This window comes from Affinibrenneria salicis, assembly GCF_008710095.1.
Genome location: NZ_VYKJ01000006.1, coordinates 243,146 through 260,266, shown reverse-complemented (window position 1 = coordinate 260,266; position 17,121 = coordinate 243,146). Strand labels below are relative to the sequence as shown.

General features: G+C 58.5%; 16 protein-coding genes. 6 read left to right on the top strand and 10 right to left on the bottom strand.

The window, feature by feature from the left end; all coding sequences use genetic code 11:
- Positions 1-15: 15 nt before the first annotated feature.
- The 5 genes from FJU30_RS13905 to FJU30_RS13885 all read right to left on the bottom strand — a co-directional run bounded on the left by FJU30_RS13905 (position 16) and on the right by FJU30_RS13885 (position 5,266).
- Positions 16-834, bottom strand: a complete 819-nt coding sequence (locus FJU30_RS13905) for an ABC transporter ATP-binding protein (RefSeq protein ID WP_150435564.1) — start codon at positions 832-834, stop codon at positions 16-18.
- Positions 831-1,595: an ABC transporter permease gene (locus FJU30_RS13900; RefSeq protein ID WP_150435563.1), complete on the bottom strand. Its 765-nt coding sequence runs from the start codon at positions 1,593-1,595 to the stop codon at positions 831-833. Before FJU30_RS13900 ends, FJU30_RS13905 begins: the two co-directional genes overlap by 4 nt.
- Before the next feature lie 16 nt (positions 1,596-1,611).
- A complete protein-coding gene (locus FJU30_RS13895) occupies positions 1,612-2,637 on the bottom strand; it encodes an ABC transporter substrate-binding protein (protein WP_150435562.1) in 1,026 nt (341 codons plus the stop codon).
- A gap of 304 nt (positions 2,638-2,941) precedes the next feature.
- Positions 2,942-4,222: a NupC/NupG family nucleoside CNT transporter gene (locus FJU30_RS13890; protein ID WP_150435561.1), complete on the bottom strand. Its 1,281-nt coding sequence runs from the start codon at positions 4,220-4,222 to the stop codon at positions 2,942-2,944.
- Positions 4,223-4,450: 228 nt separating this feature from the next.
- On the bottom strand, positions 4,451-5,266 hold the full coding sequence (locus FJU30_RS13885) for a TatD family hydrolase (RefSeq protein ID WP_223881582.1): 816 nt from the start codon (positions 5,264-5,266) through the stop codon (positions 4,451-4,453).
- Between the two features lie 213 nt (positions 5,267-5,479).
- Here FJU30_RS13885 and FJU30_RS13880 point away from each other — a divergent pair, with 213 nt between their 5' ends.
- Both FJU30_RS13880 and FJU30_RS13875 read left to right on the top strand, forming a co-directional pair.
- Positions 5,480-6,220 (top strand): MurR/RpiR family transcriptional regulator, encoded by a 741-nt coding sequence (locus tag FJU30_RS13880; RefSeq protein WP_150435560.1) that lies wholly within the window; start codon positions 5,480-5,482, stop codon positions 6,218-6,220.
- A 253-nt stretch (positions 6,221-6,473) separates the two neighbouring features.
- Positions 6,474-7,910 carry a 6-phospho-beta-glucosidase gene (locus FJU30_RS13875; RefSeq protein ID WP_150435559.1) on the top strand — a complete coding sequence of 479 codons (1,437 nt, stop codon included), beginning with the start codon at positions 6,474-6,476 and terminating at the stop codon, positions 7,908-7,910.
- Positions 7,911-8,070: 160 nt separating this feature from the next.
- Here FJU30_RS13875 and FJU30_RS13870 read toward each other — a convergent pair whose 3' ends face one another.
- The 4 genes from FJU30_RS13870 to prfC form a co-directional block, all read right to left on the bottom strand.
- Positions 8,071-8,262 carry a CsbD family protein gene (locus FJU30_RS13870; RefSeq protein WP_150435629.1) on the bottom strand — a complete coding sequence of 64 codons (192 nt, stop codon included), beginning with the start codon at positions 8,260-8,262 and terminating at the stop codon, positions 8,071-8,073.
- Between the two features lie 121 nt (positions 8,263-8,383).
- The gene (locus FJU30_RS13865) at positions 8,384-8,545 is read right to left on the bottom strand and encodes a DUF1328 domain-containing protein (protein ID WP_132454036.1); all 162 of its coding nucleotides are present in this window, start codon (positions 8,543-8,545) and stop codon (positions 8,384-8,386) included.
- Positions 8,546-8,781: 236 nt separating this feature from the next.
- The gene (gene osmY, locus FJU30_RS13860; protein WP_150435558.1) at positions 8,782-9,396 is read right to left on the bottom strand and encodes a molecular chaperone OsmY; all 615 of its coding nucleotides are present in this window, start codon (positions 9,394-9,396) and stop codon (positions 8,782-8,784) included.
- A gap of 562 nt (positions 9,397-9,958) precedes the next feature.
- The gene (prfC, locus tag FJU30_RS13855) at positions 9,959-11,548 is read right to left on the bottom strand and encodes a peptide chain release factor 3 (RefSeq protein ID WP_150435557.1); all 1,590 of its coding nucleotides are present in this window, start codon (positions 11,546-11,548) and stop codon (positions 9,959-9,961) included.
- 337 nt (positions 11,549-11,885) lie between these two features.
- Here prfC and tam point away from each other — a divergent pair, with 337 nt between their 5' ends.
- Positions 11,886-12,659 (top strand): trans-aconitate 2-methyltransferase, encoded by a 774-nt coding sequence (tam, locus tag FJU30_RS13850; protein ID WP_150435556.1) that lies wholly within the window; start codon positions 11,886-11,888, stop codon positions 12,657-12,659.
- Here tam and FJU30_RS13845 read toward each other — a convergent pair.
- Positions 12,637-13,302 carry a YtjB family periplasmic protein gene (locus tag FJU30_RS13845; RefSeq protein WP_150435555.1) on the bottom strand — a complete coding sequence of 222 codons (666 nt, stop codon included), beginning with the start codon at positions 13,300-13,302 and terminating at the stop codon, positions 12,637-12,639. The two genes, tam and FJU30_RS13845, sit on opposite strands and share 23 nt — an antisense overlap.
- A gap of 103 nt (positions 13,303-13,405) precedes the next feature.
- Here FJU30_RS13845 and serB point away from each other — a divergent pair, with 103 nt between their 5' ends.
- The 3 genes from serB (at position 13,406) to nadR (ending at position 17,104) form a co-directional block, all read left to right on the top strand.
- Positions 13,406-14,392: a phosphoserine phosphatase gene (gene serB, locus FJU30_RS13840; protein ID WP_150435554.1), complete on the top strand. Its 987-nt coding sequence runs from the start codon at positions 13,406-13,408 to the stop codon at positions 14,390-14,392.
- Between the two features lie 8 nt (positions 14,393-14,400).
- Positions 14,401-15,786, top strand: a complete 1,386-nt coding sequence (gene radA, locus FJU30_RS13835; protein ID WP_150435553.1) for a DNA repair protein RadA — start codon at positions 14,401-14,403, stop codon at positions 15,784-15,786.
- 67 nt (positions 15,787-15,853) lie between these two features.
- Complete coding sequence (gene nadR / locus FJU30_RS13830; protein ID WP_150435552.1) at positions 15,854-17,104, top strand: multifunctional transcriptional regulator/nicotinamide-nucleotide adenylyltransferase/ribosylnicotinamide kinase NadR; 1,251 nt, start codon at positions 15,854-15,856, stop codon at positions 17,102-17,104.
- Positions 17,105-17,121 lie beyond the last annotated feature (17 nt).

Below are 17,121 nucleotides of genomic sequence, written 5' to 3'. Positions count from 1 at the left end.
CCGGGCGCCAGACGGTCAGGCCGCCATCTCCCGTTTAAAGACCGCCAGCGTATGGGCCTTGACCCGGATAAATTCCGGGTCGCTCATCGCCTCGGCGCCGCGCGGACGCGGCAAATCGAAGGGCACGATTTCCGCCACCTGGGTCGGCCGCCGGGTCAGCAGCAGGATCTCATCCGCCAGAAACACCGCATCTTCCAGATCGTGCGAAACAATCACCATAGTGACGCCGGTCGCCAATTGCACTTCCTGCAGCTTATCGCGGATAAACAGCGTCATTTCAAAATCCAGCGCGGAGAACGGTTCGTCGAGGAACATCACCTCCGGACCGGTCGCCAGCGCGCGCATGATACACACGGTCTGCTGCTGGCCGCCCGACAGTTCATAGGGATAACGCAGCAGATCGAATCGGATATCGAACATCGCGATCAGCTCATCCATCCGCTGTTTTACCGCCGCCTGGCTCATACCGCTGCGCACCAGCGGATAGGCGATATTTTTCCACGCGCTCATCCACGGAAACAGCGCGTCGCGGTAGTTCTGAAACACATAGCCGATGGTGGTATCCGCCAGCGTCTTGCCGTCGAACAGAATTTCGCCGCTGTCCAGCGGGATCAGGCCGGCGATCATATTCATCAGCGTCGATTTGCCGCAGCCGTTCGGGCCGAAGATCGAGACGATCTTGCCGCGCGGCAGATCCAGATTTAAGTCGGTATACAGCGGCTGACCGGCAAAAGATTTGTTCAGCCCTCGGATGGTCACGTGCGTATTCGGCGCCGGGTACTGCGGCGAGGTCGAGCCGGCATCACGCGTTTGTCGTGTGCGAAGTTCAGTCATGCTTTGCCACTCCAGTGAACAATTCTTTTTTCGACGATTAAAAACAGTACGTTAAGCAAATATCCCAGCGCGCCGGTAATTAAGATCGACGCGTACATATCGCGAATATTAAACACCTGCTGGGCGTCGATGATACGGTGTCCCAGCCCGGTTTCGGAGCCGATAAACATTTCGGCCACAATGACAATCACCAGCGCCATCGAAACGCCGGTGCGCAACCCGACGAAGGTCTGCGCCAGGCTTTCCAGCAGCATGATGTCTTTAAAAATATGCCAGCGGGAAATGCCCATGACTTTGGCCGCCATCAGCCGGGTCTTCTTCGCATTCATCACGCCATAAGCGCTGTTGAACAGGATCACCAGCACCGCCGCGAAGGCCGAAATGGCGATCTTATTGGCGTCGGTAATGCCGAAGATCAACAAAAACAGCGGGATCAGCGCGGAAGACGGCGTGGAACGAAAGAAATCGATCAGAAATTCCAGGCTGCGGTAAATCTTTTCATTACTGCCGAGGATAACGCCGAGCGGTACGCCGATCAGCGCCGCGAATATAAACGCCGTCAGCGTGCGGTACAGCGTGGCGCCGATATCCGTACGCATGCCCGCATCGGCGAAGGACTGGAACATATAGCCCAGCGTTTCGATGGGAGAAGGCAGCAATATCGGGTTCAGCCATTTGGCGCTGACCGCCAGTTGCCAGAACAGAAACAGCAATACCGGGCCGACGACGGGGAGAAATTTGGTAGTCCAGTGTTGACGCATAATCAGGGCTCCTCAATCAGGCCTGGTAAATCAGGCTGCCGACATCAACCGGCTGCCGAAAGATTTTTCTTTCGGTGAACACATCATAGAATTTCTGGAACCAGACCAGATTGTCGCCTTTCAGCTCGTCATACATCACGAATCCCGGCAGCGGAACCTCCTTGCTCAGCGAGGCTTCGATGCTGGTATAGCCCGTGATGTGCTCGCGCGCGGCATCCGGCTGCTGCTGAATAAACTGCACCGCGCGCGCGTAGGCCTGGGTAAAGGTCCGCGCCTCCTGCGCCCGACTGGCGATAAACTGGCTGTTTAACGCGGCGGCGCCGCCAAACCACGGCGCATCGGCATTGCCGAGCACATAGCGCGAAATCACCCCGATTTCCAGCGTGCGCGCCAGCCCTTTCAGCCGGCCGACCGTACCGGTGGGCTCCAGTGTGTAAACGCCGTCGATCTGGCCGGCGGCCAGCGCGGCGACATGTTGGCCGACCGGCAGTTCGGTAACGCGCAGTTCATCCGCGCTGAAGCCATTTTTTTCCAGAATGATTTTGGTCATCACCACGTTCTGAATGCCGGGGCCGCAGGCGATGCGTTTGCCCTTCAGTTCGGCGATCGACTTCACCTGGCTGTTGAGCGGCACCAAAAATTCATCCAGCACCATGTTGTGGTTGGAAGGATTCGAACAGATGATCTTAAACAGGCCGGGCGACGTGATGGCGCCCAATCCCAGCGCGCCGGTAGCCGTTCCGTTGGCGCAGCCGTGGATACGGCCGGTGATCATCCCTTCGACGATCTGCTGCGGGCTGGCGAATTTCACGGCCCGCACGTTTAACCCCGCCTCTTTAAAGAAACCGCGCTCTACCCCAACGTAAAGCGGCAGACCGCCGACGATCGGCCAGTAACCGATGCGGATCTCCTCCTCGCCCGCCGCCAGCGCCATGCCGGGGATCAGACTGCTTAACGCTATCGCGCCGGCGCTGAGCGCCGACCATTTCATTAATTGCCGCCGCTGACGATCGACGCATTCATCAGATTTATTATTTTTCATTCTTTTCCCCATTAAACGGTGTAAGTAGCCAATGTCCGCGCGCCGGATAGCCCACGATGCGCCCCGTCAGGTCTGTCGCCTGTGACGGCCGGCATCTTGTGTACAAGATGGTATATATGATTAAGCACAGGCCGTGCCATGTTTATCGAAAGCCGTAACGGACGGTGTTTAGCCGAACCCGGAAACGCCGCAGCGCACCAAAACAGGGCGCGATGTTACGGAAATGCATTAAAAGGGATGCGAGAAGGGCATAAAAAAAGCCAGCGGCGAAAGCCGCTGGCTGCGAGGGTGCAGGTATGAACGATTACAGGGCGAGGAAGAAGCCGGCGATCGAGGCGCTCATCAGGTTGGATAAGGTGCCGGCCGCCACCGCCTTCAGACCGAAACGCGCGATATCGGGACGGCGGTTCGGCGCCATGCAGCCCAGCCCGCCGATCAGTATTGCAATAGAAGACAGATTGGCGAAGCCGCACAAGGCGAAGGAGATGACCGCTTTGGTATGGGTCGACAGCACCTGCAGACCGGCCGCGTTGACCACTTCGTCAGGCCTCAGATACTGACTGAAATCCATATAGGCCACGAATTCGTTTACGATCAGCTTCTGGCCGATGAATGACCCGGCGACCATCGCCTCATCCCAGGGGATGCCGATCAGGAAAGCGACCGGCGAGAACAGCCAGCCCAGAATCAGCTCCAGCGACAACTGCGGGAAGTTGAACCAACCGCCCACGCCGCCGAGAATACCGTTAACCAACGCAATCAGCGCGATAAAGGCCAGCAGCATCGCCCCTACGTTCAGCGCCAGCTGCAAACCGGACGCCGCGCCGGTGGCCGCCGCATCGATAACGTTGGCCGGCGGCTGTTCATCTTCGCTGGTAAAGGTGTCGATCTGGTCGTGATCGCGGCTCTGTTCTGTTTCCGGCACCATCAGTTTGGCGAACAGCAGGCCGCCCGGCGCCGCCATAAAGGATGCCGCGATCAAGTACTCCAGCGGCACGCCCATCTGGGCGTAGCCGGCCATCACCGCGCCGGCGATCGAGGCCAGCCCGCCGCACATAACGGCGAACAGTTCCGACTGGGTCATGGTGGCGATATAAGGACGCACCACCAGCGGCGCTTCGGTCTGCCCGACGAAGATATTGGCCGTGGCCGACAGCGATTCAGTGCGCGACGTGCCGAGCAGTTTCTGCAGCCCGCCGCCCAGCAGGCGGATGACCCACTGCATAATGCCGAGGTAGTACAGCACCGCGATCAGCGAAGAGAAAAACACGATAATCGGCAGCACGCGCAGAGCAAACACGAAGCCGCCGCCGCCAAACAGTTCAAACATTTTGTCGGACGCAAGCCCGCCAAAAATAAACGACACGCCCTGGTTGCCGTAAGAAATAACGTTCGTCACTCCTTCGGACAGGCTGCCCAGCACTTTGCGGCCCCAGGGCACATACAGCACCAGGGCGCCGATGCCGACCTGCAGCAGAAAAGCACTCAGCACGGTGCGAAGTTTGATGGCTTTACGATTGCTCGATACCAGTATGGCGACCAGTACCAGCACAGCCATGCCGACCAGACTCATCATGAGTTGCATGTAACATATCCTGTAGCACGTGATAAAAAGAGAGGTGTTCGGTGACGCTCGCCGGCGCCCGACGCGCTGATTATAGAGGCAGAGCGGGCTCGGTTTCAGATTAAAGTCACAAATTAATACAACCTGAAGCAACAAAAAAAATAAAAATGTGACTTGCATCACACATAATAAAACCTGCACGCTATTGTTTTTGACGAATGCGCGCCAATCTGTACTCGCCGCGCGCGGCTACTTCAGGTTGAACAAGCGCAGCGTATTCTGACGCAGCGCCGCCGCGATCGCCCCAGGCGGTTCGCTGCGCAACTGGCATAGCGCATGAAAAATATCGCGGATGCGTTCCGGCCGGTTCGGCTGCCCCTGATAACCGGCGACCGGCATATCCGGCGCATCCGTTTCCAGCAGCAGCGACGTCAGCGGCAGGCGCGCGATCGCCCGGCGGGTTTTGCTGGCGCGCTCATAGCTAATGGTGCCGCCTACGCCGATCAGATATCCCAGCCGGACAAACGCCAGCGCCTGCTCGGCGCTGCCGGCGAAGCCATGCACCACCCCATTGCGCGGCAGACTGATGCGGCGCAGCATCTGCGCCAGGTGATCGTGCGTGCGGCGCGAATGCAGGATCACCGGCAGATCGTAGCGCTTCGCCAGCCGAAGCTGACTCTCCAGCAGCGCCCGCTGGCGATCAAACTGCGGCTCGTCCATATACCGGTCCAGACCGATCTCGCCAACGGCCGCCAGCTTCGGCGGCCGCTGTTCCAGGGTCCGCTCCAGCCGCGCCAGCGCCGCGTCGTCATGCTGTGCGATATATAACGGATGCAGCCCAATCGCGGCATACAGCGGCGCATACTGCGCCGCCAGCGCCAGCACGCGGGGGAAATAGTCCGCCGTGACGGTCGGGACAATAATGCGCCCGACGCCGGCCGCCGCCGCCTGCGCCAGGCTCTGCGCTTCATGGCCGCTGAACGGCGGAAAGTCGAAGTGGCAGTGCGTATCAATAAATGTCAAAGACGCCGGGGACGCGTTGCCGGTTAAAATATCCTCGTTCAATACGGTTATCCTTTTGCTGTCGCCAGGGGCCCTATGCCGCAGGATACAACAAGGCGACGACCAAACCCATATTGCCGGCGGCCGGCCCGCAACCGCACTTGAAAGATGAAAGGTATAGTATAGGATGGCGAGGCGGGCTATCCCCGCGACCGCCCTGACGACAGGCTCCAGCGGCCGACCACGGGCGTCTCACCGGAAAACGCAGGTATCGGAATGTTCACTTATCAAGCAATCGCGACGCTCAACGAGCTGGAACTGCTGGTTTATAACTACGTCATCAAAAATAGCGAAAAAGTGATGTATATGACCATCAGGGAGCTGGCGGACAGCGCGGGCGTTTCCACCACCACGGTGTTGCGCTTCTGCAAAAAAATGCACTGTGCGGGGTATTCCGAATTTCGCGTGCGTTTTAAATTATATGTGCAGCACGAAGAGCAGCCGCAAACCGGTTTCGGTATTAACGAAATCATCAGCTATTTTAAAAGTATCAATAATAATGAATTCGATGAGATGCTGAATGAGGCGGTGGCGCAAATTGCCGCCGCGCGCCGCATTATTTTTGTTGGTATCGGCACCTCGGGCGCGCTGGCAAAATATAGCGCGCGTTTCTTTTCCAATATAGGAAAATTCAGCAGCTGGATCGATGATCCTTATTATCCGATTCATGGCGATAGCTATCAGGACGCCATCGCCATTATTCTCTCGGTATCCGGCGGCACGGAGGACATCATCCGCCTCGCCAGCCAGTTCAGCCGCCATCAGTGCCGGATCATCAGCCTGACCAACAGCGAAACCTCGACGCTGGCCAAAATGGCCGATCTGAATACCTCTTACCACATGCCGCCGCTGGTGCTGGAAGGCCAGTATAATATTACCACGCAGATTCCGGTGTTATATATCATCGAAACCATCGGCAAACGGCTGCCTGCGTTTATTAATAAAATCGGCGAATAAAACAGGGTGTTTTATTCGTGTGACATATAACAAACGGCCCATTTTGTTATACCGTGACTTTATTTTTCCCCTGTGCCAGACTCCGGCCCATAGTGTGAAAGCCAATAAAAACGCCGCCTGCCGCTGACCCGCTTCAGCTTACGCAGACGACGCGGACGCCTGGGCGTAATTTGGCGAATGCGCCAGTCGGCTCTCTGAACGCAGCGAAGGCGCCCGCAACGCGAAGTACGATGGGTATATAAAGGGGAAAACGATGAGTCAGCATCAATTACCGAAAGACTTCTTATGGGGCGGCGCCGTGGCCGCGCATCAGGTTGAAGGCGGCTGGGATCAGGGCGGCAAGGGGATGAGCATCGCCGATGTGCTGTCCGCCGGCGCTCATGGCGTCGATCGCGTCATGACCGACGGCGTACTGCCGGGCTATCGCTACCCCAATCATGACGCGGTCGATTTCTATTCGCGCTACAAAGAGGATATCGCCCTGCTGGCCGAAATGGGCTTCAAATGTTTCCGCACATCGATCGCCTGGACGCGCATTTTCCCGCTGGGCGATGAAGAACAGCCGAATGAAGCCGGCCTGCAATTCTATGACGACCTATTCGATGAACTGCTGAAATACGGCATCGAGCCGGTGATCACGCTGTCGCACTTCGAGATGCCGTGGCATCTGGTGAAACACTACGGCGGCTGGAAAAATCGCCGGCTGGTCGATTTCTTCGTGAAGTTCAGCCAGGTAGTGATGACGCGCTACCGGCATAAAGTGAAGTACTGGATGACGTTCAACGAGATCAACAACCAACGCAACTGGAAGTATCCGCTGTTCGGCTACTGCTGCTCCGGCGTGATTTATACCCGGCAGGACAACCCGCAGCAAACGCTGTATCAGGTGCTGCACCACCAGTTCGTCGCCAGCGCAAAGGTGGTCAGGCTCGGCCACACCATCAACCCCGATTTCCGCATCGGCTGTATGATCGCCATGGTGCCGGTCTATCCTTACTCCTGCCGCCCGGAAGACATGATGGCTTCGGTCGAGGCCATGCGCGAGCACTTCCTGTTCAGCGACGTGCACGTACGCGGCGAATACCCGGCCTGGGTGCGGCAAACGTGGCAGAGCAACGGTTTCGACATTCGGATGGAAGAGGACGATCTGGCGACGCTGCGCGCCGGCCGCGTGGATTATATCGGCCTGAGCTATTACATGAGCAACGCGGTGTCCGCCGGCCAACCGACCGGCGATGACTCGCTGTACGGCTTCGACGGTTTTGTGACCAACCCGCACGTGAAGGCTTCCGACTGGGGCTGGCAGATCGATCCGATCGGCCTGCGCTACGCGTTGAACATACTGTACGAACGCTATCAGAAACCGCTGTTTATTGTAGAAAACGGCTTTGGCGCGCTGGATAAGGTCGCCGACGACGGCATGGTGCACGACGATTACCGCATCGCCTATCTAAAAGCGCACATTGCGCAGATGAAGAAAGCCGTGCTGGAAGACGGCGTAGACCTGATGGGCTATACCCCCTGGGGCTGTATCGACTGCGTGTCGTTCACCACCGGCGAGTACGCCAAACGTTATGGTTTTATCTACGTGGATAAACACGACGACGGCACGGGCAGCATGGCCCGCTCACGCAAACTGAGCTTTAACTGGTACAAGCAGGTGATCGCCAGCAATGGCGCCACGCTCTGAATCGGCGGGCGAAGCGGTAATCAACGAAAGCCGGCGCCGTAACCGGCGCCGGCCGTCTGGAATGCGGAACCGAAAGCCATAACGGGCGACGGCCATTCACTACGCAGGCCGCGACGCGGCCTGCGTTTTTTATCGCGCGGGATGCGGCCCCTCGCGGGGGTCAGTGCAGCGTGCGTTTACCGCCGCTGGCCGAGCGTTCCTGCTCGCGGCCATAGTCTTCCTGCACAATCCCGGATAAATAATCGTTGTGAGCCTCAAACCAGGCGCAGTCGCTATCGAACCACTCCGCCCAGATCGACCAGAAGTGTCCTTTCCACTGTTTCCATTTGCCTGCAACAATATCGCTATTCATCATCACCAGACCTCCTGAAACATCGAAACTCAGCAAATGGAGTATGACAGCCGACCATGACAGTCATATGTCGGTTCGCCCCTCAGGCCGCCGGTCTGGTTCGGCCGCCCGCCGGCGGCCGTCAGGGTCTTTTACGACCGGTGAACAGGCTGATAAGGAACAAAATAATACCAACGACAAAAACAATTTTCGCCGCGCCTGCGGCCGTACCGGCCAGTCCGCCAAATCCCAGCGCAGCCGCAATCAACGCGATGACTAAAAATATAATCCCCCAACGAAACATATGCACTCCTTAATTCAGGCTAATGAATACTGTGGATGTGGCGATTGGTGCTACATTGTTGCGGCGGCAGCGACCCGGGCTGTCCCGGACAATGCTAGCGCCGCACACAAATTCGCCTGCCGCCGACAGTTGACGGATAAATTCACGCCGCCCCCAAATCAGGCGCGGCATGAACGACACGGGATAGGACCGGGGTGGCGCGCTTTATCGCGCGTCAACCCGGGCACGGGTCAGAATTAAGGTTTGATGGTCAGATCGTTCTTGACGCTTTTCACGCCGTCAATCGCTTTGGCGAGGCTTTCCGCCCGCGCCGACTGCGCGGCGTTTTCCACGCTGCCGCTCAGTTGCACCACGCCTTCGTTGGTTTCCACCCTCACGTTGCGCGACGGTACGATATCGTCCGCCAGCAGTTTAGCCTTGATCTTACTGGTGGTCACCGCATCGCCGGCATAAGCGCCGACGGATTGTGATTCATTGTCCTTGACCTGCAGCTTGTCGCTAACGGATTTCACGCCTTCCGCCTTCGAGGCGAGCGCGACGGCCTGGGTCGCCTGTTGCTGGCTGGAAACAAAGCCGCTGAGCGTCACCACACCGTCGTCGGTACTGACCGAGATATCGCTGCTCTTAATGGTTTTGTCTTCCGTCAGCGCGCTTTTCACTTTTGCTGTCGTTGTGCTGTCGTTAACATAGTTTTTCGCATGTTGTACGGAACTATCGACTTTGTCTCCCGCCTTGCTCGCAATACCCTCCGCTTTTTGCGTCAGGGTTTCTTCAGCCATGGCGCTACCGCCAGCCAGCACGGAACCCAGGACAATAGCGATCAGAGATTGTGTCATCTTGGTCTTTTTCATCGATTTTCTTCCCTTTATTATGGTTGCATCTGTAACGCGTCGCCGGCGACGCGTTAATCCGCGGCCGGCTATCAGTCTTCAGAACCCGTTAACGCCTTCAGAGAAATAGATCATTTCTGAAATCATTAACAAAGCAACATAACCCACTACACATTAAAAGGTTCTTAGTTAAACAAACTGATTTTTCGCGTTACGTTGTTAACTATAGACCACGAGCAACAAAATCACAGGTTGATCACAAAAAAACAACCGGATAACGGGGCAATTCAGAATTGTCTGTGGCGTGAAGACGGGAGAAAACGGCAGACGATAAAAGATTAATTAATTGATAAATAATAATAAAAATATTTCTCTGCGGGAAAACGTTCGCATTTGCCAGACCAGAAGAGTTTAAGACGCGCGCCTTCGCGGGAGGACGTCGCGCGCGAAAGCGCGACGAACAGACGTAACTTGCCGGAATCAATTTTAGCGCCCGGTGCGCGACGCCGCTCGTCGGTCGGCCCTGCGCGTGAGCGGGCGGCGGGGGCGCGCAATCGTCCGCCCCGCCCCGCCGTATGCGTTATTAATGTTCGCGCGTTTTATGGAACTGGATCTCAGGATAGCGTTCCTGCGTCAGGTTCAGGTTAACCATAGTCGGCGCGATATAGGTCAGATTATCGCCGCCGTCCAGCGCCAGATTCAGCTCGGTTTTACGGGTGAATTCGTCCAGCTTCTTCGCGTCGGCGCACTCCACCCAGCGGGCGGTCGATACGTTCACCGACTCGTAGATGGCCTCCACGTTATATTCGCTTTTCAGGCGGGCCACCACCACGTCGAACTGCAGCACGCCCACCGCGCCGACGATCAGATCGTTATTAATCAGCGGACGGAAAACCTGCACCGCGCCCTCTTCCGACAGTTGCACCAGCCCTTTCAGCAGCTGTTTCTGCTTCAGCGGATCGCGCAGCCGGATACGGCGGAACAGCTCCGGCGCAAAGTTCGGAATACCGGTGAATTTGAGGTTTTCCCCCTGAGTGAAGGTATCGCCGATCTGGATGGTGCCGTGATTGTGCAGACCAAGAATATCGCCGGCCCACGACTCTTCCACGTGAGAACGATCGCCGGCCATAAAGGTCAACGCATCGGCAATCACCACATCCTTGCCGGTGCGCACCTGATGCAGCTTCATGCCCTTCTCATATTTGCCCGATACCACGCGCATAAACGCCACCCGGTCACGGTGTTTCGGATCCATATTGGCCTGAATCTTAAACACGAAGCCGGAGAATTTCTCTTCCTGCGCCGTCACCACGCGCGCATCGGTCTGACGCGGCATCGGCGCTGGCGCCCAGGCCACCAGACCGTCCAGCATATGATCGACGCCGAAGTTGCCCAGCGCGGTGCCGAAGAATACCGGCGTCAGATCGCCGGACAGGAACGCGTCCAGCTCAAACTCGTTGGAAGCGCCCTGCACCAGCTCCAGTTCGTCGCGCAACTGCGCCGCCAGATCCTCGCCGACCGCCGCATCCAGATCGGGATTATCCAGCCCTTTCACCACGCGCAGTTCCTGAATGGTATGGCCCTTACCGCTCTGATAGAGATACGTTTCGTCTTTGTACAGGTGATAAACGCCCTTAAACAGCTTACCGCAGCCAATCGGCCAGGTGATCGGCGCGCAGGCGATTTTCAGCTCGCTTTCCACCTCGTCCAGCAATTCCATCGGATCGCGAATGTCGCGATCCAGCTTGTTCATAAAGGTCAGGATCGGGGTATCCCGCAGCCGGGTGACGTCCATCAGTTTACGGGTGCGATCTTCCACCCCTTTGGCCGCGTCGATCACCATCAGACAGCAGTCCACCGCGGTCAGCGTACGGTAGGTATCTTCCGAGAAATCTTCATGCCCGGGAGTGTCCAGCAAATTCACCAGGCAGTCATGGTAGGGAAACTGCATCACCGAGGTGGTGATCGAGATACCGCGCTGCTTCTCCATTTCCATCCAGTCGGATTTGGCATGCTGGCTGGAACCCCGGCCTTTCACCGTACCCGCGGTCTGAATGGCCTGTCCGAACAGCAGGACCTTTTCAGTAATCGTGGTTTTACCGGCATCCGGGTGAGAGATAATCGCGAAGGTTCTTCTCTTCGCTACTTCGCGGGCGTATTCACTTGGAGACATGTTGTTCAGGCTTCTTCATGTTAGTCGCCCGGCGTCGGCATCGCGTCGATGTCGCCACGTCAGGCAAAGCGGAATCAAAATATAAGCCGGCCATTTTCTCTGATTTAGCGGCACGATACAATCAATTGAGTTATTTTTGCCCGGCGATTCTCTACACGGGACAAAACACGCCGCATCTGTTCCTGTCGAGGCCGGCGCCGGCCGCATGCAATAACGGACGGCGGAGCGAACGCCGCGCCGCGACATATCGTGCGATGATCATCCGCTTTCGCTGGCGCCGGGCAGCGCGTTTCTTCTATGCTGAAGCGCGATACCGCCCCCCGCGAGGAGACGCTCAATGTCCGACTGGAACCCCGAACTCTATCTGCGCTTCGCCGACGAGCGCACGCGCCCCGCCATCGAACTGCTATCCCGCGTGCGACATCCCGCTATCGCCGCACTCAGCGATCTGGGCTGCGGCCCGGGCAACAGCACCGAACTGCTTTATCAGGCGTGGCCGCAGGCCGACATCACCGGCGTCGATACCTCCGCCGCCATGTTGCGCCAGGCGCGCCAGCGCTTGCCGGCCTGTCGCTTCCACCAGCAGGATATCGCCGGCTGGCGGCCGGACAAACCGCAGGATCTGATCTACGCCAACGCTTCGCTGCAATGGCTGACGGATCACGACCGCCTGCTGCCCCATCTGGTCGGTAAATTGGCCGCGCGCGGCGTACTGGCGGTGCAGATGCCGGACAACCTCGACCAGCCGACGCACCGGTTGATGCGCCAGACCGCGGACGAAGGGCCGTGGCGGGAGAAGATCGGCGCGACGGACAGCGTGCGGCCCGCGCTGCTGAGCGCCGGGGATTATTACGATCTGTTGACCGGGCAGGGCTGCGAGGTGGATATCTGGCGCACAACCTACTATCACGTGCTGGATGATGCCCAGGCCATCGTCGACTGGCTGCACGCCACCGGTCTGCGCCCGTTTCTCGCCCCGCTGGATGAGCAGGAGCGGCAGGAATTTCTGCGCCGCTACCACCGACATCTGCAGCAGGCATATCCGGCGCGCCGCGACGGCCGCTGCCTGCTGGCGTTTCCTCGCCTGTTTATGGTCGCCCGGCGCCGTTAGTCTCCGGCCGCTCCCCGGCGTCGTCATCGCGCACCGGCCGGTTGGCGGTAAGCAGATAGGGCGACTGCTGCCAGTGGCTGCGCCGGTTCTGCAACAGCGTGCGGGCTAAAATAATGCCGATCGCCAGCGCCAGCAACAACATCAGGCGTAACATATTGGTGGTATTATCCACCTGCCTGGCGTCGGTCGCCAGCACGTGCGTATCCAGCGTGGCGCGCAAAAAACCAATCGGTCCGTCTTTACCTTCAATCGACTGCACCAGTTGGTGATTATAGTGGCTGCCGACCCTGCGGCCGTCCAGCGCCAGCCGATCGCGCATCGACACCGCTTCACCCATGCGGGCGATCGGCGTACCATCCTGTAGATAAACGCTGGCGTCGAGGATGCGGCTCTGATCGGTGAGCAGCTGCAGCGCGGCATTGATTTTCTGGCGGTTATCGTCGCTGTTTTCCATCAGCGGCGCCAGGCTGAACGCCACCTGGCGCGTCAGCGTGCGGGCGATATCTTCCACCTGCTCAGAACGCGCCATCTGGTGCGCCTGGCTAAAATAGGACGCGCCCTGCATCAGGATTACCAGCAAGGCCAGGCAAATCAGCACGATCGCGGTGCGATGCAGACGAAATTTCAACCGGGTCCGAACCATGGTAATCCTTGCATAATTTGGATACTTTATGTTGCCAGAAGCGCCAGCGATAGGATAGCTTGTTGCGCTGTTTTCTGACCGTAACTTCTTTTAGGAGCTATTGATGCCGCATAGTCTGACCTACTGCGATCTTCCGGACGAGATTAACTGCTGGCCGGGTCTGCCGCTGTCGCTGAGCGGCGATGAAGTCATGCCGCTGGATTATCGCGCGGGCAACACCGGCTGGCTCTTGTACGGCACCCCTCTCGATAAGCATATTCTGGCCAGCTATCAGCGCCAGCTCGGCGCGGCGATGGTGGTCGTCAGCGCCTGGCAGGTCGAGCGCTATCTGGTGGTGCGGCTGGCGGGTTCGCTCACCGCGCGCGCCACCCGACTGGCGCACGACATGGGGCTGGACGCCGTCGCCATGAGCAAGGCCCCGACGCTGCGCGAGCCAGGCCTGCTGGTGATGGACATGGATTCCACCGCGATTCAGATTGAGTGTATCGATGAGATCGCCCGCCTCGCCGGCACCGGCGATCAGGTGGCCGAAGTGACCGAACGCGCCATGCGCGGCGAGCTGGATTTCGCGGCCAGCCTGCGTCAGCGCGTGGCGACGCTGAAAGGCGCCGACGCCGCCATCCTGCGCCAGGTGCGCGACGGCCTGCCGCTGATGCCGGGCCTGACCGTCATGGTGCATAAACTGCAGGCGCGCGGCTGGCACGTCGCCATCGCCTCCGGCGGGTTCACCTATTTCGCCGATCATCTGCGCGACCGCTTACAGCTGGTAGCGGCGGTCGCCAATGAAATGGGCGTCAGGAACAACAAACTGACCGGCGAGGTGGTCGGGCCGATCATCGACGCCAAATATAAGGCCGACACCCTGCGTAAGCTGGCGAAGAAACTGGACATTCCGCTGGAACAAACTGTCGCCATCGGCGACGGCGCCAACGATCTGCCGATGATCAAAACGGCCGGACTGGGCATCGCCTACCGCGCCAAACCGAAGGTCAATGAACAGACGAATGTCACCATCCGCCATGCCGACCTGCTCGGCGTACTGTGCATTCTGAGCGGCAGCCTGAAACACGAACAACGTCAATATAGCTGAGGTATTCCGTGGCGAAAGCGGCCAAACGCGCCTTTGTATGCAACGAATGCGGCGCGGACTATCCGCGCTGGCAGGGGCAATGCAGCGCCTGCCAGGCGTGGAATAGCATTACCGAGGTGCGGCTCGCCGCCGCGCCCGCGTCGTCGCGCACGGATCGCTTCACCGGCTACGCCGGAGAGAGCGGCGCGGTCAGCCGGGTACAGAAACTGTCGGATATCAGTCTGGAAGCGCTGCCGCGTTTTTCCACCGGCTTTAAAGAGTTCGATCGGGTGCTGGGCGGCGGCGTGGTGCCCGGCAGCGCCATTCTAATCGGCGGCAACCCCGGCGCCGGCAAAAGCACCCTGCTGCTGCAAACGCTGTGCAAACTGGCGGAGCAGATGAAGACGCTGTACGTCACCGGCGAGGAGTCGCTGCAACAGGTGGCTATGCGCGCCCACCGGTTGGGTCTGCCGACGCAGAATCTGAACATGCTGTCGGAAACCAGCATCGAACAGATCTGCCTGATCGCCTCGCAGGAACAGCCGCGGCTGATGGTGATCGATTCGATCCAGGTAATGCACCTCGCCGATATTCAGTCGTCGCCCGGCAGCGTCGCCCAGGTGCGCGAAACCGCCGCCTACCTGACCCGCTTCGCCAAAACCCAGGGCGTGGCCATCATCATGGTCGGCCACGTCACCAAAGACGGTTCGCTGGCCGGTCCGAAGGTGCTGGAGCACTGCATCGACTGTTCGGTGCTGCTGGACGGCGACGGCGATTCGCGCTTTCGCACCCTGCGCAGCCATAAAAACCGTTTCGGCGCGGTTAACGAACTGGGCGTATTCGCCATGACGGAACAGGGCCTGCGCGAGGTCAGCAACCCGTCGGCGATTTTCCTCAGCCGCGGCGATGAAATCACCTCCGGCAGTTCGGTGATGGTGGTGTGGGAAGGCACTCGTCCGCTGCTGGTCGAGATTCAGGCGCTGGTCGATCAGTCGATGATGGCCAACCCGCGCCGGGTCGCCGTCGGGCTGGAACAAAACCGGCTGGCGATCCTGCTGGCGGTACTGCATCGCCACGGCGGCCTGCAGATGTCCGACCAGGACGTGTTCGTCAACGTGGTCGGCGGCGTCAAGGTGACGGAAACCAGCGCCGATCTGGCGCTGCTGCTGTCGCTGGTCTCCAGCCTGCGCGATCGTCCCTTGCCGCAGGATCTGGTGGTGTTTGGCGAAGTGGGTCTGGCGGGTGAAATTCGCCCGGTGCCCAGCGGCCAGGAGCGGATCGCGGAAGCGGCCAAACACGGCTTTAAGCGCGCCATCGTCCCCTGGGCCAACGTACCGAAAAAACCGCCGGTCGGCATGCAGGTATCGGGCGTGAAGAAACTGACCGATGCGCTGGATATTCTCGCCGACTGGTAAAATCGCAACTATCCGACCGCCTTCTGTGCTATCTTGTTTAGTAAACTAAACAGGGAGAGCCTGGATTATGTCATCGTTTGATTATCTGAAATCCGCCATCCGGCAGAAAGGCTGTACGTTGCAACAGGTGGCCGAAGCTACCGACATGACCAAAGGCTATTTAAGCCAGCTACTTAACGCAAAAATCAAAAGCCCCGGCGCACAAAAACTGGAAGCGCTGCATCGTTTCCTCGGTCTGGAATTCCCACGCCATGAAAAAAGCGTCGGCGTAGTGTTTGGTAAATTTTATCCGCTGCACACCGGCCATATCTATCTGATCCAGCGCGCCGGCAGCCAGGTGGATGAACTGCACGTCATTCTCGGTTTCGATGAATCTCGCGATCGCGAGCTGTTTGAAAACAGCTCCATGTCGCAGCAGCCGACGGTCAGCGACCGGTTGCGCTGGCTGCTGCAAACCTTCAAATACCAAAAGAACATTCGCATCCACGCCTTTAACGAGCAGGACATGGAACCCTATCCGCACGGCTGGGACGTCTGGAGCCGCGGCATCAAATCCTTTATGGCGGAGAAAGGCATCGCGCCCAACTATGTCTACACCAGCGAAGAGCAGGATGCGCCGCAGTACCGCGAACATCTGGGCATCGATACCGTACTGGTCGATCCGCAGCGCTCTTTTATGAATATTAGCGGCTCGCAGATCCGCCACGATCCGTTTCGCTACTGGGAATATATTCCGACCGAGGTCAAACCGTTCTTTGTGCGCACCGTCGCCATCCTCGGCGGCGAATCCAGCGGTAAATCGACGCTGGTCAATAAGCTGGCGAATATTTTCAACACCACCAGCGCCTGGGAATACGGCCGCGATTACGTCTTCTCGCACCTCGGCGGCGATGAAATGGCGCTGCAGTATTCGGACTACGACAAGATCGCGCTCGGCCAGGCGCAGTACATCGATTTCGCGGTGAAATATGCCAACAAGGTGGCGTTTATCGACACCGACTTTCTCACCACTCAGGCCTTCTGCAAAAAGTATGAAGGGCGGGAGCACCCCTTTGTTCAGGCGCTAATCGACGAATACCGTTTTGATTTGGTGATTCTGCTGGAAAACAACACCCCCTGGGTCGCCGACGGCCTGCGCAGTCTCGGCAGTTCGGTTGACCGGGCGGAGTTTCAATCCTTGCTCAGAACGATGCTGAAAGCCAATAACATCAACTATGTGGATGTGAAAGCGTCGGATTACGACAGCCGTTTTCTGCGCTGCGTGGAGCTGGTGCAGGAGATGCTCGGCCACGACCGTTCGACGGGCGAGCTGCCCTGAACCCCGGCCGCGCGGCG

Coding starts and splice junctions, on each gene's coding strand:
- prfC (WP_150435557.1), bottom strand. CDS start 11,548: ATGTCTCCAAGTGAATACGCCCGCGAAGTAGCGAAGAGAAGAACCTTC.
- FJU30_RS13900 (WP_150435563.1), bottom strand. CDS start 1,595: ATGCGTCAACACTGGACTACCAAATTTCTCCCCGTCGTCGGCCCGGTA.
- FJU30_RS13895 (WP_150435562.1), bottom strand. CDS start 2,637: ATGAAAAATAATAAATCTGATGAATGCGTCGATCGTCAGCGGCGGCAA.
- FJU30_RS13875 (WP_150435559.1), top strand. CDS start 6,474: ATGAGTCAGCATCAATTACCGAAAGACTTCTTATGGGGCGGCGCCGTG.
- tam (WP_150435556.1), top strand. CDS start 11,886: ATGTCCGACTGGAACCCCGAACTCTATCTGCGCTTCGCCGACGAGCGC.
- FJU30_RS13880 (WP_150435560.1), top strand. CDS start 5,480: ATGTTCACTTATCAAGCAATCGCGACGCTCAACGAGCTGGAACTGCTG.
- FJU30_RS13905 (WP_150435564.1), bottom strand. CDS start 834: ATGACTGAACTTCGCACACGACAAACGCGTGATGCCGGCTCGACCTCG.
- FJU30_RS13845 (WP_150435555.1), bottom strand. CDS start 13,302: ATGGTTCGGACCCGGTTGAAATTTCGTCTGCATCGCACCGCGATCGTG.
- FJU30_RS13870 (WP_150435629.1), bottom strand. CDS start 8,262: ATGAATAGCGATATTGTTGCAGGCAAATGGAAACAGTGGAAAGGACAC.
- FJU30_RS13890 (WP_150435561.1), bottom strand. CDS start 4,222: ATGCAACTCATGATGAGTCTGGTCGGCATGGCTGTGCTGGTACTGGTC.
- nadR (WP_150435552.1), top strand. CDS start 15,854: ATGTCATCGTTTGATTATCTGAAATCCGCCATCCGGCAGAAAGGCTGT.
- serB (WP_150435554.1), top strand. CDS start 13,406: ATGCCGCATAGTCTGACCTACTGCGATCTTCCGGACGAGATTAACTGC.
- FJU30_RS13865 (WP_132454036.1), bottom strand. CDS start 8,545: ATGTTTCGTTGGGGGATTATATTTTTAGTCATCGCGTTGATTGCGGCT.
- osmY (WP_150435558.1), bottom strand. CDS start 9,396: ATGAAAAAGACCAAGATGACACAATCTCTGATCGCTATTGTCCTGGGT.